Below are 17,741 nucleotides of genomic sequence, written 5' to 3' on the forward strand. Positions count from 1 at the left end.
TCAGTTGGCGGTTGGATCAGGGCTGCAGGTCGCGAATAGCGCCGTTTGCGGCTTCCTGGTTGGATCGCAGGGACCACTCGGTGTTGATCATCCAGTTCTCCGAGTCACCGGTCTTGGCCAGAGGAGACGCCTTCATGCCACGCAGCGTCAGCAGTTCCCAGCGCTTGGGGTCGATCAGGAACACGTCGCGGGCGCGCTGGTGGCGGCTGTTGACCACGGTGTAGGTGCCGAAGTCGCCAACGTAGATGTCCGCAGTGGCCACGGTGGTGGCGGCCTTGGACTTCACGTCATTAGTCTTTTGGGCCACACCAGTGAAGCCCGAAACCGTTGCGCGCAGTGCTGCAGGCACGAACAGCAGTGAGGGATCGCCGCCCTGCTCCCAGCACTTCTGGCCCACGTCCTTCAGCATCGCTTCGGTGAAGGTGCGCAGCGTGCCGTCAGTGGGGGCAGTATTGGTGTCGGGGTTCGGTGCAACGCCGGTAGCGCCCAAGCTGTTGTTGGTCGCCAGCCAGCCTGCGATGCCACGGGCCTGAGGTGCAACGCCAGACGCAGCCGCAATGGAAGTGGTGTTGTTGATGGCCGCAAACTCGATGTCGCGCTTGAGCTCGATCATCTTCTTGGCCTTCTGGTAGGCCACTTCGGATTTGCGGCCGGCCTTGTCCACCACTTCTTGGGTGCCGGTCACCGAGAGGTTTTTCTCGGAGATCTGCGTGCGGTTTTCAACGCGCTTGGTAGGCGTGGTGGCCGTGATGGTCACATTGTTGCCCTGCTCCACCTTGTTGTTGGATGCGGCTGCCAATGCATCGGTTTGCCATTCGGGCTTGACCGATTCAGCAGTGCCCTTGCCGATGGCCGAAACGAACGGGGTTTCTTCAGGGGAGATGCGGTAGATCACATTGGCCAGTTCTTCACGGTTGCCAACCGCGTTGAACGTGGCGAAGGAATTTGCTTGTTGAGCCATTTCTTACTCCGAGGCCGCAATCAGAGCAGCCAAAGAATGCACATCGCGGCGAGCATTCAACTGCTTCAAGGCCGCTTCGCGTTTCGATTGGGGGACGCTGGCCGCACCAGGCTTGGATGCCTTGGGCGGTGCTGCCTGCACTTTTTGCTGGGTTGCCGGCTTCTTGGCCTGCAGGGCACGCCACTGGGCGGCCTCGTGCAGAACCTTCAGGGTGCGGGCGTCCGCCACCTGAGAAAGCTCGGCATCCGTGAAACCATAGGCGATTCCCGCGTCTCGCATCGCCTTCAGCTGCTCAGTACCGAACCCGGGGATATCGCGCTGCATGGTCTGCAGGGCTTCCTGGGTACGCTGCTGGAACTGGGTGGCCTGCTCCGCTTCGCGTTGCTGGACCTTGGCCTGGAAGCTGCGCGCCGTGTCCTGAGCGCGTGCTTCCAACTGCCGCCACTGTGCTTGCAGCCGGCCTGCTTCGGTCGGGTCCTGCTCATACAGGGCATTCCAATCAGCTTTGGCAAACAGTGCCAGCTGCTCCTGCATGTTCATCAGCTGCGCTTGTTCGCGGGCGAACTCCTGCACCTGTTGGTACTGCTTGGCAACCTGCTCCGATGCCTGCTTGCGCTCGTCGGCCAGGGCCTGTGTCTTCTGCGTGTAGTCGGACTGCCGCAGATAACCCGCCTTCAGCTCAGAGAGAGGGGCTTCCAGAGCCTCGCCGCCGGCAGTGGTCCACGAAATGACTGCATCGTCGGCAGGGGCCTGTGCGGCTTGTCCTTCGTCGTCTGCAGCTGCCTCTTGCTCGCCTTCCAGGTCGCTTTCGGCTTCGGTGGCGCCTTCGGCCTGGGAATCATCTGCACCTTCGGTAGATTCAGGGGCGTCTTGCGCTTGTCCTTCGTCGTCGTTCAGTGCATTGGCCAGGTCTTCCAGCGTCGGGCTTTGGTCTTGATCGTCGTCCATGGTCGTTGGTGTGGTTGGTCTGTCCAGGTGTGAGCCCAACGAAAAAGGGGCCGCACGCCGTCGCATGCAGCCCCTTGTCGGGTTGTTCCTAACTGGTCAGCCGGGCAAACCGTGCCCGGGCGGTGTTGAAAAACAGTTACTCGGTGGTGCCGTCGCTGTATGTCACCGACAGAGGGCCGGCGCTCAGGCGGATGCCGCCATAGGTGCCGGGCCAGGTGATTTCCGATGCATGCGGATGAGTAGCGGCCGTGGCCACCACGTCACGGTCAATGTGCTTGCCTTCCACGCGGCGCAGGAAGGAATCGAGCGTTTCGAGAGGTTCCTGCGGGTCTTGGGTGGAAGGATCATCCACTTTTGGATCATCTTCGGCCGGCTTGGAGACGGGACTGGATTTGGGCTCAGCCGCTTCCGTGACCACTTCCACCGCTTGCTCCTGGGACGCCTGGACTTCAGTACCCTGGGGCTCGTTGGTTTCCACTGCAGGCGCCTCGCCCGCTTTACTCTTTGCTTTAGACATCGCGCATGCGCTCCTGGATGGCTTGGAGACGGGACTGGATTTGGGCCTCATTGGTCAACTCGGCCTGCTCCAGCTTGTACCCGTCAATCACAAGATGGAACACTCTGAAAAACTGCTCTGCGCCCTTGAGCATGGCCACTGCGGCTTCGCGGCGCTCACGTTCATGGAGCGGCAGAGACAGGATCTCGTCCTTCAAGGCCTGCTCCACCACGGCGCGGGCCTCTTTCATCAGCGGGTCTTCAAGCAGGCGCTTGGCCTGCTCTGCCCGGTATTGAGCGTCGCTCATGCTTGTCCTCTCTGAAACCGCTGTGCCAGGCCATTGATGAGCGCTGCAACAGCGTCAAGCCGTTGTGGGGTGATGTCAGGTGCCTGCATGTTCTGATCCAGCTGCGTGCCGCCGATCAGGTTCTGGGCCGGATCAGTCATCTGACCGTCCATGCGGGCTTGGCCCATCACGTAACCGGCGGACAGCTCGATCAGGGACTTCCAGGCGTCCTGCTGCAGCTCCATTTCCTTGAGTTGGCGATCTGCGGCGCGCTGCTTGTCGCCTTCTGCCGCCTCTGCCTGGAGCTTGATGATCTCCATCTGCTGCAGATGCTGGTACTTCGCCTGCTCCATCTGAGCCTTGATCTGCTCCGGCGAAGGCAGGGGCGGCTTCTGCTGGATCTTGTCCGGCGGAATCAGGAACTTCTCGGCCGCGCCCTTGAGCTTGGCGTTCTTAGCCAGGGCCTTGCCAAATTCATAGATCTGCTCCGGACCGACCATGCCTACAGTAGCGGCCTGTTGCATGAACTGGCCGAACTGCTGCAGCACCACCAGGGTTTCTGTCTTGTCCCCCGTGCCGAGGCCCACGTCCGTGCTGACGTCCATGTCAGGCGACCACATGCGAGGGTCGAACTGCACGAACTCATTGCGCAGCCGGATGGTCAGCGGAATGTCCTGGTATTGGGTGATCAGCCTCAGCACCAGCTTGAACAAATCCTTCACCCCGCTCTCAGCGAACATCCGCAGGATCAGCAGCATGCGCCTGTCGGCCATGTTGGAGATCTTGGTGATGCCCGTAGCGGTCTTGTTCAGGCTGTCAGCATCCAGGCCCTGGTTGTAGCGGGTGACACCGGTGCGGCGCTCGCGCATGCCCTGGGTCATTTCGATACCGGCCAGCGACTCGGTGGCAACCAGAGCGGTCTTGATAGGCGACACAGCATCTTGTGCCGGACCCTCTCCACGGATGATCCCGCCGATGCGGTTGCTGATCACATCGTCCAGGTTGACGACAGCCTTCTGGTTGACATAGGTGCGCGGGTTGTTGGCCAGATACAGCGAATCCACATACTGGCGCGTCAGGCCGCTGCTCAGGCGCTGCAGCTCCGTCACCGGGTCGGCCAAGGCCATGCCGATCACGCGGTGCGGCAGCTTGATAGGCGTCAGGACAGCATATTCATGCCCCTCGACCTCTTCATTCTCCAGTTCGCGGTCGCCCGAGACCAGGATGCGGCGCCATTCGGCCACGCCGTCACCGTTGTAGTCGCAGCGGATGAAGCCTTCGAACAGCCTCACCTCTTCCAGCGACTTGTCGGCGCTATCGTTGGGCAGACTGGTGCGCTCGTCTTCCTCCAGCAGGTTGCTGGCCCCGTCATAGCTTTTGATCTCGTCCACATCGCTGATGCCCATTTCCTTGAGCTGCGAGCGGGTGTAGGTGACCCATTCACCCAGCAAGCGGGCCTCTTCCATGGTCTTGGCCGTGCGGTTTACCAGGAAATCAGAGGGCGGCACGTTGCGCAGCTTCACGCAGCCGCGCTGCTTGCGCATGATGGTGAGATCGAACAGCTCGGGGATCTGCAGGCCGGCCGCCTGCATCACATCGGGCGCCAACTGCTCAGAGACGGACGCCTCGATGATCGATACCGCAGGGTCCTGGGTCATCAGCGTGACCTGCTCCAGGGTCAGACCACGGAACTCTTGGCGTACAGGATCAGCCTGCACCCACTTGGCCCGGACTACGCCGATCTTGCTCAGCAGCGAGTCCTTGATCCAGTCCATGAAGATCAGGAAGCCGGGGTTCTCGTTCTGAATGACGAAGTTCACAAGCTCGGTGGCCTGGTCTGCATATTCAGCATCACCAGGTCCGCGCGGCAGGAACTCGCCGATGTTGTCCCCGCAGAAGAACGGCTCCAGGAAGTTCGGCAGCGCGCTCTCGATGGTCTCGAACACATCCCAGGACACCACCTGAGAGCGGCCATCCACCTCATTACCCAGCGGCAGACCCAGGTAATACTGCAGATTGCGCTGCTGCTCGGCGCGGATGCTGCCGGTGAGCCAGCTCTGTGCATCATCGATTTCATGCTCCAGCACCTGCCGGAACGTGTCTTTTTCCATTGTCATCACACAATTCCTATTTGAGGGAGCGGTAACGGCGCCATGACGCGCGGCGGCGTCCAATCGCAGCACATGAGCCCGAAGGCGTCAGAGCCGTGGCTGGCCCAGTCATGCTCGGGGCCCAGGCCAATGCCGCGCTTTTCGTCGCGCTTCTCGTGGTACCAGCCCAGGGCCGCCAAGCCGCCAGCGCAGCTCTCTTGGTTGAACCAGATGCTTGGGAACAGCTGACGCGCGGCTTCAACCCGCTTGAGCGCAGCGCCCTTGCCCTGGTTCGGGATCGTGGTAACGGTGTAGCCCAGGCGGCGCAGCTCGCTCGCCGGCGTCACAGCGAACACCACGTCGGAGCGGTCGCCGTCGTGTGGCAGCCATATGTCAAGGCGATCAGACTTGTATCCACGGTCATGCAGCCACTGCACATGGGTCGCCATGGGCTGGCCCTGGGCCTCGTAGTAGTCCAGCACACGCACCTGCAGGCCGACGAACTGGACGATCCACATGGCGAAGCTATCGGCATTCCGCCCCGTTCCGCCGATGTCCACATAGGCCCGGAGGCGCATGCTGGGGTCAGCCGCAACAACGCCGAGCCGGCCCTCTGCCTTTGCGGCTGTCAGCTGCTTGGCGAAGTAGGCCCCCTCGTTGACCGTCTCGTAGCCGCCTTCCCAGATGTGGTCGTACTTGTCAGGCTGCTGCCTCAGGCAGTCCAAGCGCTCTTGCTCGAGCTCGGCAGGAAACCAGGGGTTGTCCCGCCAGTTGGCCTGCACCACCAGGGCGCCTGTGGGCAGCTCAGAGGAGCGCAGCATGCGGTCCACCGGGTCCATGGCAAAGCGCGGGTTCCAGCCGAACCAGAGCTGTGAGCCCGGTGCGCGCATCGTTGGCCGCAGCAGGTCCAGGCTGCGCTGTGTGGCAGTCTGCGCCTCTTCCCACCATGCCCGCTTGAAGCCTTCCAACGATTTCACGCTGTCGGCCGTGTAGTCGTTCATGCCCTTGAAAATGATCAGGCCATCGCCTGGCGTCGTGATGACGTCCTTGTAGACCCGGAAGCCATCAGCCGACCCCAGGTTCAGCGCAGAGAGCTTGCCCTCGAGCAGTGCCTTGCTGGACTGGCTCAAATCCTTCTGCACCTCACGGATGCACACCGATCGCAGACCCTCTCCACCGCTGGCCCCGGGCTCATACAGACAGTCCTCGATCAGCATCTCGCCGAAGAAGTGGGATTTGCCAGAACCCCGGCCACCGTGCGCTCCCTTGTAGCGGGCAGGCTCCAGCAGCGGCGCAAACACTCGCGCCGTCTTCAGGTCCAGCGTTCTCATGCCTTGGGGTCCACGATGGTGCGCGTGACGCGCGAGACTGTCTCAATGGGGCCGGCATCCTTGCCGGTGAGCTCCACCGCCTGGGTGGCCTTGCCATACCCTCGGTCAATCAGTTCTTTCGCTGCCGCCACTCGGGCCGCAGCAGGTGTCTTTGTGCCGCGCATCAGCTTGGCCAGAGTCTCCAGCGCCTCAGCGCCATAGTCCTGTGCTAGAGCCTTAATGTCGGCTGTGCTTTTGTTCACAGACCCGGGCTTACGGCCAGCGCCGGGGCGTGCTCCGCCGCGAGCTGCCATTTGAATTCCTTTGATTTGTTATCAATGAGGTGCCACCACACAGGCCTAGCGTCCCATGTGTCAGTGCATGCTTTGCCGGACGCGCCTGGTGGTGGCGAAACTGTCTTTGCGCTGCACCCGCGTGGATGCAATGCAAAGAGCCCTCACTCAAGGGCCCTCTACCAGCAGTGAAGATCAGGCTGACGGACACATGCGCCAAGAGGCAGTCAGCACCGGGCGTTCACGCTTGGCCAGCGATGCAGCGAATGCAGCCGCCTTGACCAGGATGGAAGGCTTGGTCTGCTTCTGCTCGGCCACCTGGGAAGCCATGGCGCAGGCTTCCTTGACATGGAATCCGATGTAGCGACACACAGCGGCGATGGGCTGGCTGATGACTGCGGCCACAGAATGACCAATGAGAGCGCATGCGGCCAGGGCCAGCGCAACGACACGACTGCGGAACATAGGTTCACCTTTCGACTTGGTGCTGCGGCTCACAGCGGGATCCTTGCCATAGCGGGAAACGGGTTACTGCCCTGCCAGCTTGGAGCGCAGCTCGTAGCCCATCAGGGGCCAGATCTTCTGCACTGCGTTCTGGCGCGCGATCTTGCGGCCGATCTCGGCGTCGAAGTTCTCGGGGCTGGCGCATGCGCTCTCGCCCGTCACGGTGAAGCCGTTGCGCAACACCAGCACGCAGAACGTCAGCAGCGCGAGAGAGTCGTGGTACGGCTCTCCTGAGTGTGTGGCTCCATCTGCTGCCGTGAAATAGGTCTCGCAAATGATGTTCGCTTCAATGTCAGAAGGCGTGACGCGCGCAGCGGTCTTGCCCTTGTCCTGGATCTCTTGCTCGATTGCTGCGTCGCTCATGGCTGCCTTTCGGGAATAAAAAAGCCGCCGAGGCGAACCAGGGCGGCAGGTGCCGGCTTTCGGCCAGCAGGAGACAAGTGGAGCATCCAGAGGGAGTCGAACCCTACCCTGCACAGCTTGGAAGGCTGGCGACGCGCCACGCGCTTGAATGCGGAAACGAAAAAGCCCCGGCGGTTTAGGCCAGGGCTTTGGAATTTTTGGGCGCAACTTGCCCCCGGTGCGTATTCTGCCTGTTTCAGGCACTGCGTCAACCCCCAATCAGCCCTTTCGCTATCAAGCCACGCGTGAAGAGGTTGCGGGCCTCCATCAACAGAATCTGGCGTTCTTCCCAGTTCTCCGGGAGCCTGGGGCTGCTCCACACCTGGGCACGGACAGTCAGGTTGCGCGCTTGAAACGCCAGTGCCGTGCGGTGGGGCTGGGGGATGGCGTCGATCACCGCGTCAATGGCCTCCATGTCAGGCCCATCCCCTACCGAGGCCGCCGGCCCGAGCATGCATGATGGTGACCGACTCGAGTATCCGCTTGCAACTGTGTAATTGGCACTCCACTGGTGCCACTCCACTAGGTATTCGTTGAGCAAGTCGTTCAGCTGGCACTCGTCTATGTGCTGGTGTTCTGCCACTGCGTTCATGTTTGCTCCTATTTTTCTAGCAATACTTCTAACTCTGTCGGCTTGCACAGGCGATCAGCACAGAACTGATCAATCCTGATGATGGCCTGGCCGTGCCCATTGCCGCGATAGGTGCCTGTGACGCTTGGGTGCTTGGCAGATCGGATGAGGCACCCGGGCTTGAGCTGGCTGAAGGACCTCACTGGGGTCCATTGCGCTACCTTGCTCATTGATATCCCTCCCATGGCTTAAAGGCCACGCCAGCCTCAGCGCCGAAGGCATAGAGCCATTCGATGAAGCCGCGGGCCAGCTTGTCGGTGAAGTCCTTGGACTGCGTGCCCAGCATCACCACCTCACCGCGCAGGCCACGGCCCATGCGCAGATCTCCGAAGCGCGCCCACTCGTCGCAGAACTGGGCATCGCGCAGCGTGTCCATGCGGAAGGCGCTGATCAGGATGCGCTTTGCGTCGTCGGTGTTTTCCAGATCGCCGCCCACATGCGCGCTGATCTGGTTGATGAGGCTGTGGAAGTGGCGGCTATGGCGCTCTTGCCGGCGCTCTGGCCGGAGCTCCAGCACCAGGCGGCGGCCATCAGCCAAAACCTGCTTGGCCTGCTTCCAGGCGCTGGTGATGGCGATATGGCCCTGCTCTGGGGTCTTTAGAACGAGGGTGAGGCGGTCTCTCATTGCGCCACCTCGTTAATGTTGTGGTGCTTCCTTTTGGCTTCCAGGTATGCAGCACGCGCTTCTTCTAAGGTATTGAACGACCCGAGATAGATGTATCGCCCATCGACTTTGATCTCGGAAAAGAAATGATGTCTTCGCAGGCTGTAGCGCACCCCGAGCACGCCAGTTTTGCTGCCTTTGCGTGCATTGATACGGTTTTCATGATTCACCGACCGGGGAACATCACGGAGATTTACCCATCGGTTATCAGATCTGGCGTGGTTGATGTGATCAACCTCGTTCACAGGGAACTTCCCTGTCATCCATAGCCATGCAAGCCTGTGGCCAAGATATGAGCGCCTGTCTATGACTATGTTCACATACCCGTTGCGGGCAACCGTACCTGCCTTGGTCCCAGCCTTTCTGCTACCGACCGTAGTCTTCCGGGTGAATTCACCGGTCTCAGGGTTGAAATTCAAAAGTTGCTTCAGACGCTCTTGGGTGATCACAGTCATAGAACCTCCACACGGCCCCAATGAGCCAAAAGGACTGCTTCCGCTCTGTTGTGATCGCGAGCACGCGTGAGGTTGCCGGCGGCTTCGGGGTGCAGCTTGCGGGCGGTCTCCAGGGCCTTGGTCTTCTCGGAGCCCAGGCGGAACAGCTTTTTCCACGACTGGGGAGCGACATGCTCGGTCGGGTAGCCCAGGCACTCCAGCACGCTCTCGATGGCACCCAGGCTGCGCATCAGGCTTCCCTGGGTCTGCACGGCGTTGTTGGCGCCGCCCATGGTGTTGACCTTCTCCAGCACGGCCAGGGGCTTGCCTTCACCGGCGGGGCAGTGCTTCAGCAGCAGCTGGCAGAAGGCTTTGCCGTCGATCTTGCGCTTGACCAGGGCCTTCTCGCCGGCACCGGGCACGGGCATGGTGGGCAAGTCGAAGATGGTCCGCACGCCGTTGTGGTCCATAACCGCGCAAGCACCTGTCAAACCTGGGTCGATTCCAATGATGATCATGATTCGTTGCTCCTTTTTTTGATTGATTTACTGCCAGGGCTGGCGGCCATCAAGGCCCAGCGCTTCTCGGTAGGCCCGGATCTGGTGGGCGCCCAGCTTTTCGCCGGACTCGTGGCGCTTCTGCAGCTTGTGGGCCCAGGCTTTGGGGTCCTTCTTCGCCTCAGTGCCGAAGGACTCGCGGACTTGCTTTGCCAGTTCGGCCACTCGCTGGGGGTTGGCCGGGGACTGCTCCAGCAGCGGGACTTGCTTCTTCGGTGAGGCACGGCACAGATCGCGGAACTCGAAGACGTTGGGCGGCTTGGATGACGGCAGGTGATCCAGCGCGTAGCGGATATCGCCAGCGGTGAAGCCCAGCAGGCGCTTGTTCCACTCGGCTTGCACGTCTTCGATGGGGGTGACGCCAAGGCTTCGGTCCCAAGCTGCGCCGTATGCTGCGCCGAGCTTTCCGAAGAGCCACTGGATGCTGGTGAGGGCTTCTGTGGTCATGGTCAGGACTCCAAAAACATCGTTTCGCCGCGGGGCGTGATGTCGATGACGTTGCATGGCATTTGCTGCTGACGGTCCGGGTGCACTCGGCCGGTGGCCCGCTCCCAGCGCTGCATCTGCTCTTCACGGTCTCGCTCGGCAAAGGACTGCAGCTGGCGCGGTGCCTGCTGGTGCTGGGCTTGATGGCGGGGCTGCACCCAGTCGGCACGGAAACCGCGCCAGCCGTTGCTGCAGCAGGTCTGCAGGGCAGCTTCCAGCGTGAATCCGGCCTTGCGGGCTTCTCGCTCGATCCCGTCCACAGCGGTTTGCGTGACCGTGGCCTTCAGCGTCTTGCGCTGCTGCAGCCAGTCGGTCCAGGTCTGGTCGGTCACGCCAGCCGGTTTCGGAACAGCAGGCACGAGCGCGGATGCGCGCGTTGTATTCTTTTGTTCCTTGGTATGTTCTTTGGTCTGTTCTTTGCGTGTAGCCGAATCGGCTACCACGCGTGTAGCCTGATCGGCTACCGTTTGAGTAGCCGAATCGGCTACCGTTGCCTGTTCGGCTACCGTAGCCGAATCGGCTACTTTTTCGGCCTGCAAAACGTCAGGCACATCCAGGGTGTAGCGGGTCGATTTGGAGTAGCCGCCCTGCCCTTCTTTGCGCAGCCATCCCAAGGCCACCAGGGCAGTTGTGGCGCTACTGATGTTGGACGGATGCATACCCGTGCGCTGGGCGATTTCAGAGCGAGAAGGCCAGACAGTGTTGGTAGCCTTGTTGCGGAATGAGAAGAGCGCGATCAGCACACGGGTCTGCTCGAGCGTCAGACGGCGGTCGGTAGCCACTTCCAGTGGCACCACGGCGAATGGAGGAAGGTTGCTCATAGCCGTGTCCGATCTGCTGAAAATCCGTTACGCAAAAGTTCAAGAGAGGCCATCACTGCCTCCTAAATGGCAAAATCCTGCCCTGCTGCGGCGTGATGCGGTAGCGGTGTTCCAGGCTTTGCTGTGCCAGCTTCGTGGCAGCTTGTTGACGGGTAAGCCCATGCTCTAAGGCGTAGGCATCGAGTGCAGCGGCTTCTCGTTCCGAAAGGTCGAGGGGCTGCCCGGTGGTGGGTGGTGCTGGCACTGTTTTTCATTCCGCGTTACGCAACCGTTGCTGAAATGACGCGCCAGCGTCACGAGTTTGTAGCTCGCATTTCTGTAGCAGCCGCTGCAGACTTGGAGCTATGGAAACGAGTCAAACCCTCCAAAACCAGCTCACGCAGAAACACAGACTTCTGCATGCCGTTGAACTCGGCCATTGCCTCGGCCAGCCTGTCCTCTGCATCGTTCAGGGACAGGTTCACACGGTTCTTGCGAATGTGGGCGGGGTCGGCGTACATGATTCAGGCCTCCTTGATGGGGTTCTTGTTGATGGATGGGGAAAAGGTGCCCGCCGCCTCCCGGGGCAGAATGGAAGCTCCTACACAACCATTCCCGGGAGGGGCAGACATGGAAAAAGAGTTCGTTGTGTTCACGAGGTCGGAGTCGCGCGGCGGCTTCATCAAGACACCTCTTGGCCAGATGCAGTACCTGGAGATACGCATGTGGCATCGCTCAGGCCCTGGGGCTCAGGAGGAGGCAACTCCTTGGATTCGGATGTACCCAGATCAGATGGAGCAACTAGCGGCGCATCTGCAGCGGAACAGGGACGTCCAAAAGGAAAGCTTGACTCCCACAACACCGTCACAGACGAAGCACTGAACAGCGCATCGGGGTTTAGCGCCTCAGCCATGGCTCGCCTCCTGGGGGGCGGGATGCTCTGCGGTCTTCTCGGGCAGAGGCTCCAGTCCGTAGATCTGGCCCATGGTCAAGGGCAGACCACGGCTGGCCGCGAAGTCGATAACGCGCTTGGCCATGTCAGGCGGCAGCGTCTGGCCGCGCTCATAGTGGAAGATGTTTCCCTGCGTGCAGCAGATGCCACGACCCAGGGCTTGCTGAGACAGGCCCAGCATCAGGCGGATTTCTTTGACATGGTTCATGGCCGCAATATTAGCGGCACTTGTATAAGTGGTCAACAGCGTCGCTTGTTGCCTTTTAAGCAGCGCCGGTGATGATCCGCCCCATGAGTAAGGAACATCGAAAAGCGAAGGTGACTTCGGAGACCGTCCGAGAGTCGGAACTGCTTAAAGCGATCTGGGATAGAACGCCAGGAAAGCCAAATCAGGCAATCTTTGGTGAGACCTACGATGTTGGAAGCCAGTCAGCCGTTACACAGTTCCTGAACGGAATTACACCTTTAAGCCTGAAAGCAGCCGTTGGCTTTGCAAAAGGACTGAGTTGCGACATTTCGGATTTCAGCCCCAGACTCGCTGCAGAGGCCTCATCAATCGCCGGTGCGGCGCCCCAAGAAGACGAATCTGAGTACGTTCAGATTCGGCATTTCGCCGTGAAGTTTTCAAATGGACACGGCCGCCTTGTTCATGATGAAAGTGCAAAGCCAGCACTTTCATTCCGCGCCGACTTTATACGCAAGTTGGGGATCTCTCAGCGTCATGCAGTTGTTGTGGATTCCAGCGGAGACAGCAATCATCCATTGATCCAAGATGGTGCTGTAGTACTCGTAGACCGCGCCACGACAAGCATCACCAACGGGAAATTCTATGCATTCCGCATTGGCGGGGAGCTGCTCATCAAGATGCTGACTCAGCTTGAAGACGGTTCGATTTTGTCGATCTCAGCAAACCCAACATACCCCCCAAAGATCCTTAAAGAAAACGATGATTTCGAAATCATTGGGCGAGCCCGGTGGACCTGCCATGAAATCTGAGCAAGAACCAGTCATTAACTTTCGCATAAGCCACCAATGAAAATTTTTGTCGCATCTGTAGTCTCCGCCCTCTTCACTACTTGCTGCTTCGCGGCCGGCAATGATGAGTGGATTTACATGGCGGGCAATGATTCCGCATCCCTAAGTGCTCACGCAAACAGATGGAAAGTCACCGGCAAGAATGAACTCCAAGCATGGATAAAGACAGAGTTCAAAAAGCCAGAGAAAGGCAGCAAGACCAAGTACACAATGAGCGACTGGAGAATCAATTGCAAGGACACATCGATCTACGTTGCAAGCACTGTTGCTTACGATAGTGCGGGCAACTCACTGGGCACATCGAAAAACACATATGGCACCTATGAGCCTGTGATCCCTGAAAGCGTCGGCGAGAGCATCGCCAACGTTTTCTGCGATGCAAGCAGGGAGCGCCGCGAGAACTGGTAGACAACCAGGCAGCGATAACTAGATGGCCACCGCAAGGTGGCTTTTTGTTGTCGCAAAAATTTTTGACCCGAGTATTAGCGCCACTGTTGACACAATAAAAAAGCGCCACTAATATTCACCCATCGCAGCACAAAGCAGTAACGCAAAAGTGCAGCGGCGGGTGCCAAGTGATCGAGCCGACACCCTGCGGTCTTTAAAAGTTTGAGAACTGATTGGTTGGGGTGGTCGCTGAGGAAGTTCAGCGGGAAGCAGGACGGTTGCCCGCCCTGCCCCACTTGGTCACAGCATCAGTATCAGAACGATGTAGCCGATGGCTTGGATGCACTTAGCCACATCGATCTTGATGCTCACCTTCACTTGGCATTTCATTGGTTGCCCTTTGGAATGCCCCGTGGCCACGGGACGTTGATCCCGCTGACTTCTTATTACGCGCCGTTGCTAGCGCGGCTCTTGGCTTACCGCGAATAGGCCTTGAGCACGGCTGGCATCAGAAGGGTTGGTGCGCGGCATGGCTTGCGCTATTAGCGTGACTCGACACGTCATGCCGATCACTCCCTGCAGATGCTTCACCTTCTGCGGCATGTCGACTGGCCGCAGTGGGGCGCTAGCAGCCCCACGGCGAGTATCTCAGATTGACCACCCCACCCAATCAGTTCTTGAACACCGAAGGATGAACAGGCCGCAAGGCCCTGCCCCTGTGCACCACGGCAGAAGCAAAAGTGGGATGGCCGAGCCCGTTGAACTACCGGAACCGAAGCCAGATGCAAGACGAGCTGGAACTGTCCGCAAGGATGGGTATGCCAGCCGCGCCCCTGGGGTAACAACCAGGGGAATCAAACCAGAGCGCCTTGAACCAGGGCGCTGCGGTTTGACCAACAGGAGCATTTGATGAACGCAGCTACTCAAAAGAAGCCGCCGCATCCCAACAGCCCCAATGGATGCTGGGCGCGGCATGGGTATCGAGTCGAGCGCACAAGTCGACCCATGGGGCCGGCAAGACGCGATGTCTACGGTCCCGATGGAGCCCTGGCCTTGGAGGATTCCAACTATGACAAGGAGATAGCCTACTGCCGCGAGCACGGTCTGCTGCTACCTGAGTCGGACTGACGGAGATTTGAAGATGTGAGCTTTGCCAGCATGCGGCCTGCATGTGCCTTCCCCCGCAGGGCTAAGCGGGGCCATCACGAAGCCGGCCGCGCCGAATAGCGTGTCACCCTGGGCGCGAGTAGCCAGGGGCTTGGCGGCCGGCTCCGTGATGGTGAATGCGCTGCAGAAGCGCGGCATGTTGGAATGAACCGGCGTCGAAAAGGTCCTAGGCCGTACCCGCAAGGGCTAGGCGGCTGCCATGCAAAACACCAGTGCGACCCTGACCACCATCACGACTTGCCGGCGTAAGCGGCAGCTATCCGGCGTGACCACTCGAGCAGGTACGGCAGTTCAGGAATGGGCCTGGGCTGGCGTCAGTCACGAACACGGCGCTTGCGTCGTGGCGACAGTGGTCACACCAGATGGCGCGGCATTTCTTTAACCCTTGCGCATTTGTCTAGCTGGACCCTCATCTGGCGAACCGCTGCGCCGTCTACCTACTCCCCCCTCACTTCGCAGTGAGCTTGCCACCTCAGGGTGGCTTTTTTATTTGGATGTCGCCATGACTGAAACAGATCGAGAGCTGCTGGAACTGGCGGCAAAGTCGTACGGGCCAGAAATCGAATGGGATGGTGATGGCTGGGTCATCACCTCGAAAGTCAAAGGGCACCTCACAAACTATGAGGCATGGAATCCTTTGATCGACGATGGCGACGCATTGCGCCTGACGGTGAAGCTTGGGATTGAGCCGAAGAAACCAAGCCGCGCACGATCGGTCGGTACCGTTGTGCAGGCGTGGTACCCGCCTGATGGCAATCCCAACAGATCAGCATGCGCCCATGTCAGCGAACATGTCAGAAACGGAGACAGGCTCGAAGCCACCCGTCGCGCCATCGTACGCGCCGCTGCTGAGATCGGGAGGATCATGTCATGAACGCCCGACCTCCTGTCTACCTCGGCCCCACGCCAAACCCTCATGCAGACGCCGAGCGCTGGAACGATGAGGAAGCAGAGGCCGATGCTCTGCACGAGACCGCTGCCGTCCAAGCGCCGGGCATCGTGGCGCGACAGTTCGCCAAGGTGGTCAAGCCTGGGGACTGGTTCGACAAATACGCCTTCGCCGGCGGCATGAGCGCAGACGAGCTTCTGTATCAGGCCATGGAAGCCAGCGACGACGCGACGCAAGCCGCCTTTGCCGAGCTGATGGTGAGCCCTGCGGCCCAGCCACTGCGCGAGGCCATCGCCGCGCACTTCGCCAAGAAGAACGCTTTCGCCATCTACACCGACTATCTGGAGGACCTTCAATGACACCCGCTCAACGAGTAGCCCAGCACCCAGCCCTTGCCGAGTTCTGCGCCCAGCAGGTGCTGGCCCAGATGGCAGAGCCGCTGTCCCCCGAGCAGATCCGCGCTGCTCTGGCCCCTGAAACCGAAAACCAGTATGAGGCTATTTAGCCATGGCAAAAAAACTCATCCCCGCCAGAACGATCGTGATCTGCGACTGCTGCGGCAACGAGCGGGATCAATCAAATGGGCGTCTTGAGGCCAAGGTTGAAATCTTCCGGAATGGTCTTGATGCATACGGCCATGCCGTCGCCAGCAATAACGCAAGCTATGACCTCTGCGATACCTGCATGACTGCTGTCGGCAAGGCGGTGCAACAGGTGTTTGATGGGGCCAACCCTGAAGGAGCCACCTGATGCCCTCCCCCATCCAACTCCAGCGCCTCCCGCGCCGCAAGAAGCCCGCACCAACGCGGGCTTTGTTGTTTCTGATGCTGCTGCTGATCGTGCTGTGTTCCGGCCTGGCCGGCTGCAGCGCCCAGGCGGCAGACGCACCAACCACCACGACCGCCGAGCTCAAGCGAGCCGCCGCCGGCGCGTGGCTATGCCCGGGGATGCATGCCGAGTGGCTGAATGAAAAAGAGGTCATGTGCCTCAAGGAGACGAAATGACAACAAAGCACACGCAAGGCCCATGGTTCGCAGATGAGGAAGGCCGAATCTGGCGCAGGCCACTGTCTGAGCTTTATGAGCGCGGCGGCACGGTTGCTGGCGATAAGCCAATAGCAGTCGCATACTTTGGTTGGTATAGAACGGATGAGAAGGGCTACCCGGTTGAAGACAACGCCCGACTGATCGCCGCTGCTCCCGAGTTGCTGCAGGTCGCCCAGGACTTCCAAGAGGCTCTTCAAGAGCTGGGCCTCTTATGCGAATGCGGAGAAGCTGATTGCAGAACAACGCGCCTGCGCGCCGCCATCGCAAAAGCCACAGGGCAGCCCCATGAATGAAGCGCTCGCCCTCCTCTTCATCGCTCTCGCCTTCTTCGCACTAGCCAGGAAGCCATGAGCAAAACAGACACCAAGCCCGGTACCGCCCGGGCTTTTCTTTTGTGGGTGGCCAGCAGCGCTGCCGCCCTTCTTGCCGCTATCACCCAAGTGAGGTATTCATGAGCAACGCTCTCACCGCTCAGCAATCGACAGCTCTGCGGCCCGCCGGCCAGTTTGACCTGAGCCCTCAGACTTTCGACCAGGCCCTGACGTTTTCCCAGTATCTGGCCGACAGCGATCTGGTGCCCAAGGACTTCAAGGGCAAGCCGGGAAACTGCCTGATTGCCATGCAATGGGGTAGCGAGCTGGGCCTGAAGCCGCTGCAGTCCCTGCAGAACCTTGCCGTGATCAATGGCCGGCCGGCCCTCTGGGGTGATGCCGTTATTGCCCTGGTCATGGCCAGCCCGGTCTGCGAGTACGTCACCGAGGACGATGATGGTGAGACCGCCTTCTGCCGGGTCAAGCGCAAGGGAGCGCCGGAGCAGGTTCGCAGCTTCAGCATGGACGATGCCCGCAAGGCCGGCCTCGCTGGAAAACAAGGCCCGTGGACGCAATACCCCAAGCGCATGCGTCAGATGCGCGCTCGGGCCTTTGCCCTGCGCGACGTGTTCCCCGATGTGTTGCGAGGCATGCCCATCGCTGAAGAGCTGCAGGACATGTCCACAGCCACACCAGCAGCATCCCAAGGCGAGCGCCACATGGGCCAAGCCGAGGTGGTTCAGCCTGAATGGCCGGCTGATCGCTGGGCTGCAGGCTTGCAAAAGTGGGTGGACGGCATCGCCGCCGGCAAACCGCTTGCTGATGTGCTGGCCTGGCTCAACAGCAAGGCCAAGGTCACTGCAGAGCAAGAGCAGCAGCTGCGCGACGAAGTGGCAAAGCGTCAGCAGGCAGCCGACACCAGCACCACGGCGCCTGATCCCGAAAAGCTGGCCTCAGAAATCAAGGCCTGCACCGACCTGAACAAGCTGTACGACCTGGGCAACCAGATCGAAACCATTGCTGACCCGTCTCAGCAAGCCACCCTCACCGACATTTTTGATGCCCGCGCGGCAGAACTGGAGCAAGCATGAC

27 protein-coding genes and 1 tRNA gene are annotated in these 17,741 nt (G+C 60.2%); 10 read left to right on the forward strand and 18 right to left on the reverse strand.

Annotation, left to right across the window (positions count from 1 at the left end):
- Positions 1-16 precede the first annotated feature (16 nt).
- From JAO85_RS13855 to JAO85_RS13940, 18 genes are all read right to left on the reverse strand, one after another.
- Positions 17-961 (reverse strand): DUF5309 domain-containing protein, encoded by a 945-nt coding sequence (locus JAO85_RS13855; RefSeq protein WP_202788296.1) that lies wholly within the window; start codon positions 959-961, stop codon positions 17-19.
- A gap of 3 nt (positions 962-964) precedes the next feature.
- On the reverse strand, positions 965-1,909 hold the full coding sequence (locus tag JAO85_RS13860) for a hypothetical protein (RefSeq protein WP_202788297.1): 945 nt from the start codon (positions 1,907-1,909) through the stop codon (positions 965-967).
- Positions 1,910-2,045: 136 nt separating this feature from the next.
- Positions 2,046-2,426, reverse strand: a complete 381-nt coding sequence (locus tag JAO85_RS13865) for a hypothetical protein (RefSeq protein WP_202788298.1) — start codon at positions 2,424-2,426, stop codon at positions 2,046-2,048.
- Entirely contained in the window at positions 2,419-2,712 is a 294-nt protein-coding gene (locus tag JAO85_RS13870; protein WP_202788299.1) for a hypothetical protein, read from the reverse strand. The genes JAO85_RS13865 and JAO85_RS13870 overlap by 8 nt, the downstream gene beginning before the upstream one ends.
- On the reverse strand, positions 2,709-4,808 hold the full coding sequence (locus tag JAO85_RS13875; protein WP_202788300.1) for a hypothetical protein: 2,100 nt from the start codon (positions 4,806-4,808) through the stop codon (positions 2,709-2,711). Before JAO85_RS13875 ends, JAO85_RS13870 begins: the two co-directional genes overlap by 4 nt.
- Positions 4,808-6,112 (reverse strand): PBSX family phage terminase large subunit, encoded by a 1,305-nt coding sequence (locus tag JAO85_RS13880; RefSeq protein WP_202788301.1) that lies wholly within the window; start codon positions 6,110-6,112, stop codon positions 4,808-4,810. The genes JAO85_RS13875 and JAO85_RS13880 overlap by 1 nt, the downstream gene beginning before the upstream one ends.
- Positions 6,109-6,354, reverse strand: a complete 246-nt coding sequence (locus tag JAO85_RS13885) for a hypothetical protein (RefSeq protein WP_202788302.1) — start codon at positions 6,352-6,354, stop codon at positions 6,109-6,111. Before JAO85_RS13885 ends, JAO85_RS13880 begins: the two co-directional genes overlap by 4 nt.
- A gap of 225 nt (positions 6,355-6,579) precedes the next feature.
- The gene (locus tag JAO85_RS13890) at positions 6,580-6,849 is read right to left on the reverse strand and encodes a hypothetical protein (RefSeq protein ID WP_202788303.1); all 270 of its coding nucleotides are present in this window, start codon (positions 6,847-6,849) and stop codon (positions 6,580-6,582) included.
- 63 nt (positions 6,850-6,912) lie between these two features.
- Positions 6,913-7,251, reverse strand: a complete 339-nt coding sequence (locus tag JAO85_RS13895) for a Gp49 family protein (RefSeq protein ID WP_202788304.1) — start codon at positions 7,249-7,251, stop codon at positions 6,913-6,915.
- A gap of 78 nt (positions 7,252-7,329) precedes the next feature.
- A tRNA-Gly gene (locus tag JAO85_RS13900) sits at positions 7,330-7,403 on the reverse strand.
- A 95-nt stretch (positions 7,404-7,498) separates the two neighbouring features.
- Positions 7,499-7,882, reverse strand: coding sequence for a hypothetical protein (locus JAO85_RS13905; RefSeq protein WP_202788305.1), 384 nt, complete (start codon positions 7,880-7,882; stop codon positions 7,499-7,501).
- Between the two features lie 205 nt (positions 7,883-8,087).
- Positions 8,088-8,546 carry a recombination protein NinB gene (locus JAO85_RS13910; protein WP_202788306.1) on the reverse strand — a complete coding sequence of 153 codons (459 nt, stop codon included), beginning with the start codon at positions 8,544-8,546 and terminating at the stop codon, positions 8,088-8,090.
- A complete protein-coding gene (locus tag JAO85_RS13915) occupies positions 8,543-9,040 on the reverse strand; it encodes an HNH endonuclease (protein WP_202788307.1) in 498 nt (165 codons plus the stop codon). The genes JAO85_RS13910 and JAO85_RS13915 overlap by 4 nt, the downstream gene beginning before the upstream one ends.
- The gene (locus JAO85_RS13920; RefSeq protein ID WP_202788309.1) at positions 9,037-9,537 is read right to left on the reverse strand and encodes a hypothetical protein; all 501 of its coding nucleotides are present in this window, start codon (positions 9,535-9,537) and stop codon (positions 9,037-9,039) included. Before JAO85_RS13920 ends, JAO85_RS13915 begins: the two co-directional genes overlap by 4 nt.
- A gap of 27 nt (positions 9,538-9,564) precedes the next feature.
- A complete protein-coding gene (locus tag JAO85_RS13925) occupies positions 9,565-10,023 on the reverse strand; it encodes a hypothetical protein (RefSeq protein WP_202788310.1) in 459 nt (152 codons plus the stop codon).
- A 2-nt stretch (positions 10,024-10,025) separates the two neighbouring features.
- Positions 10,026-10,883, reverse strand: coding sequence for a helix-turn-helix domain-containing protein (locus JAO85_RS13930; RefSeq protein WP_202788312.1), 858 nt, complete (start codon positions 10,881-10,883; stop codon positions 10,026-10,028).
- 293 nt (positions 10,884-11,176) lie between these two features.
- Complete coding sequence (locus JAO85_RS13935; protein WP_034373014.1) at positions 11,177-11,383, reverse strand: hypothetical protein; 207 nt, start codon at positions 11,381-11,383, stop codon at positions 11,177-11,179.
- Positions 11,384-11,767: 384 nt separating this feature from the next.
- Positions 11,768-12,022, reverse strand: coding sequence for a helix-turn-helix transcriptional regulator (locus JAO85_RS13940; RefSeq protein ID WP_202788314.1), 255 nt, complete (start codon positions 12,020-12,022; stop codon positions 11,768-11,770).
- Positions 12,023-12,105: 83 nt separating this feature from the next.
- On the opposite strand from JAO85_RS13940, the gene JAO85_RS13945 reads away from it, so the two are divergent.
- The 10 genes from JAO85_RS13945 (at position 12,106) to JAO85_RS13990 (ending at position 17,740) form a co-directional block, all read left to right on the forward strand.
- Positions 12,106-12,810, forward strand: coding sequence for a S24 family peptidase (locus JAO85_RS13945; protein WP_202788315.1), 705 nt, complete (start codon positions 12,106-12,108; stop codon positions 12,808-12,810).
- Between the two features lie 36 nt (positions 12,811-12,846).
- The gene (locus JAO85_RS13950; RefSeq protein ID WP_202788316.1) at positions 12,847-13,257 is read left to right on the forward strand and encodes a surface-adhesin E family protein; all 411 of its coding nucleotides are present in this window, start codon (positions 12,847-12,849) and stop codon (positions 13,255-13,257) included.
- A gap of 888 nt (positions 13,258-14,145) precedes the next feature.
- Positions 14,146-14,364: a hypothetical protein gene (locus tag JAO85_RS13955; protein ID WP_080747240.1), complete on the forward strand. Its 219-nt coding sequence runs from the start codon at positions 14,146-14,148 to the stop codon at positions 14,362-14,364.
- Between the two features lie 541 nt (positions 14,365-14,905).
- Positions 14,906-15,277 carry a hypothetical protein gene (locus JAO85_RS13960; protein WP_202788317.1) on the forward strand — a complete coding sequence of 124 codons (372 nt, stop codon included), beginning with the start codon at positions 14,906-14,908 and terminating at the stop codon, positions 15,275-15,277.
- Complete coding sequence (locus JAO85_RS13965) at positions 15,274-15,651, forward strand: hypothetical protein (protein ID WP_202788318.1); 378 nt, start codon at positions 15,274-15,276, stop codon at positions 15,649-15,651. The genes JAO85_RS13960 and JAO85_RS13965 overlap by 4 nt, the downstream gene beginning before the upstream one ends.
- On the forward strand, positions 15,648-15,797 hold the full coding sequence (locus tag JAO85_RS13970) for a hypothetical protein (protein WP_003061541.1): 150 nt from the start codon (positions 15,648-15,650) through the stop codon (positions 15,795-15,797). The genes JAO85_RS13965 and JAO85_RS13970 overlap by 4 nt, the downstream gene beginning before the upstream one ends.
- Positions 15,798-15,799: 2 nt before the next feature.
- Entirely contained in the window at positions 15,800-16,042 is a 243-nt protein-coding gene (locus tag JAO85_RS13975) for a hypothetical protein (protein ID WP_034375368.1), read from the forward strand.
- Positions 16,042-16,296, forward strand: coding sequence for a hypothetical protein (locus JAO85_RS13980; RefSeq protein WP_202788319.1), 255 nt, complete (start codon positions 16,042-16,044; stop codon positions 16,294-16,296). Before JAO85_RS13975 ends, JAO85_RS13980 begins: the two co-directional genes overlap by 1 nt.
- Positions 16,293-16,631 (forward strand): hypothetical protein, encoded by a 339-nt coding sequence (locus JAO85_RS13985; RefSeq protein ID WP_202788320.1) that lies wholly within the window; start codon positions 16,293-16,295, stop codon positions 16,629-16,631. Before JAO85_RS13980 ends, JAO85_RS13985 begins: the two co-directional genes overlap by 4 nt.
- 158 nt (positions 16,632-16,789) lie before the next feature.
- Positions 16,790-17,740: a recombinase RecT gene (locus JAO85_RS13990; RefSeq protein ID WP_202788321.1), complete on the forward strand. Its 951-nt coding sequence runs from the start codon at positions 16,790-16,792 to the stop codon at positions 17,738-17,740.
- Position 17,741 lies beyond the last annotated feature (1 nt).

The organism is Comamonas sp. NyZ500 (assembly GCF_016772095.1).
Lineage (GTDB): Bacteria > Pseudomonadota > Gammaproteobacteria > Burkholderiales > Burkholderiaceae_C > Comamonas > Comamonas thiooxydans.

Coding starts and splice junctions, on each gene's coding strand:
- JAO85_RS13855 (WP_202788296.1), bottom strand. CDS start 961: ATGGCTCAACAAGCAAATTCCTTCGCCACGTTCAACGCGGTTGGCAAC.
- JAO85_RS13860 (WP_202788297.1), bottom strand. CDS start 1,909: ATGGACGACGATCAAGACCAAAGCCCGACGCTGGAAGACCTGGCCAAT.
- JAO85_RS13865 (WP_202788298.1), bottom strand. CDS start 2,426: ATGTCTAAAGCAAAGAGTAAAGCGGGCGAGGCGCCTGCAGTGGAAACC.
- JAO85_RS13870 (WP_202788299.1), bottom strand. CDS start 2,712: ATGAGCGACGCTCAATACCGGGCAGAGCAGGCCAAGCGCCTGCTTGAA.
- JAO85_RS13875 (WP_202788300.1), bottom strand. CDS start 4,808: ATGACAATGGAAAAAGACACGTTCCGGCAGGTGCTGGAGCATGAAATC.
- JAO85_RS13880 (WP_202788301.1), bottom strand. CDS start 6,112: ATGAGAACGCTGGACCTGAAGACGGCGCGAGTGTTTGCGCCGCTGCTG.
- JAO85_RS13890 (WP_202788303.1), bottom strand. CDS start 6,849: ATGTTCCGCAGTCGTGTCGTTGCGCTGGCCCTGGCCGCATGCGCTCTC.
- JAO85_RS13895 (WP_202788304.1), bottom strand. CDS start 7,251: ATGAGCGACGCAGCAATCGAGCAAGAGATCCAGGACAAGGGCAAGACC.
- JAO85_RS13905 (WP_202788305.1), bottom strand. CDS start 7,882: ATGAACGCAGTGGCAGAACACCAGCACATAGACGAGTGCCAGCTGAAC.
- JAO85_RS13910 (WP_202788306.1), bottom strand. CDS start 8,546: ATGAGAGACCGCCTCACCCTCGTTCTAAAGACCCCAGAGCAGGGCCAT.
- JAO85_RS13915 (WP_202788307.1), bottom strand. CDS start 9,040: ATGACTGTGATCACCCAAGAGCGTCTGAAGCAACTTTTGAATTTCAAC.
- JAO85_RS13920 (WP_202788309.1), bottom strand. CDS start 9,537: ATGATCATCATTGGAATCGACCCAGGTTTGACAGGTGCTTGCGCGGTT.
- JAO85_RS13925 (WP_202788310.1), bottom strand. CDS start 10,023: ATGACCACAGAAGCCCTCACCAGCATCCAGTGGCTCTTCGGAAAGCTC.
- JAO85_RS13930 (WP_202788312.1), bottom strand. CDS start 10,883: ATGAGCAACCTTCCTCCATTCGCCGTGGTGCCACTGGAAGTGGCTACC.
- JAO85_RS13935 (WP_034373014.1), bottom strand. CDS start 11,383: ATGTACGCCGACCCCGCCCACATTCGCAAGAACCGTGTGAACCTGTCC.
- JAO85_RS13940 (WP_202788314.1), bottom strand. CDS start 12,022: ATGAACCATGTCAAAGAAATCCGCCTGATGCTGGGCCTGTCTCAGCAA.
- JAO85_RS13945 (WP_202788315.1), top strand. CDS start 12,106: ATGAGTAAGGAACATCGAAAAGCGAAGGTGACTTCGGAGACCGTCCGA.
- JAO85_RS13950 (WP_202788316.1), top strand. CDS start 12,847: ATGAAAATTTTTGTCGCATCTGTAGTCTCCGCCCTCTTCACTACTTGC.
- JAO85_RS13955 (WP_080747240.1), top strand. CDS start 14,146: ATGAACGCAGCTACTCAAAAGAAGCCGCCGCATCCCAACAGCCCCAAT.
- JAO85_RS13960 (WP_202788317.1), top strand. CDS start 14,906: ATGACTGAAACAGATCGAGAGCTGCTGGAACTGGCGGCAAAGTCGTAC.
- JAO85_RS13965 (WP_202788318.1), top strand. CDS start 15,274: ATGAACGCCCGACCTCCTGTCTACCTCGGCCCCACGCCAAACCCTCAT.
- JAO85_RS13970 (WP_003061541.1), top strand. CDS start 15,648: ATGACACCCGCTCAACGAGTAGCCCAGCACCCAGCCCTTGCCGAGTTC.
- JAO85_RS13975 (WP_034375368.1), top strand. CDS start 15,800: ATGGCAAAAAAACTCATCCCCGCCAGAACGATCGTGATCTGCGACTGC.
- JAO85_RS13980 (WP_202788319.1), top strand. CDS start 16,042: ATGCCCTCCCCCATCCAACTCCAGCGCCTCCCGCGCCGCAAGAAGCCC.
- JAO85_RS13985 (WP_202788320.1), top strand. CDS start 16,293: ATGACAACAAAGCACACGCAAGGCCCATGGTTCGCAGATGAGGAAGGC.
- JAO85_RS13990 (WP_202788321.1), top strand. CDS start 16,790: ATGAGCAACGCTCTCACCGCTCAGCAATCGACAGCTCTGCGGCCCGCC.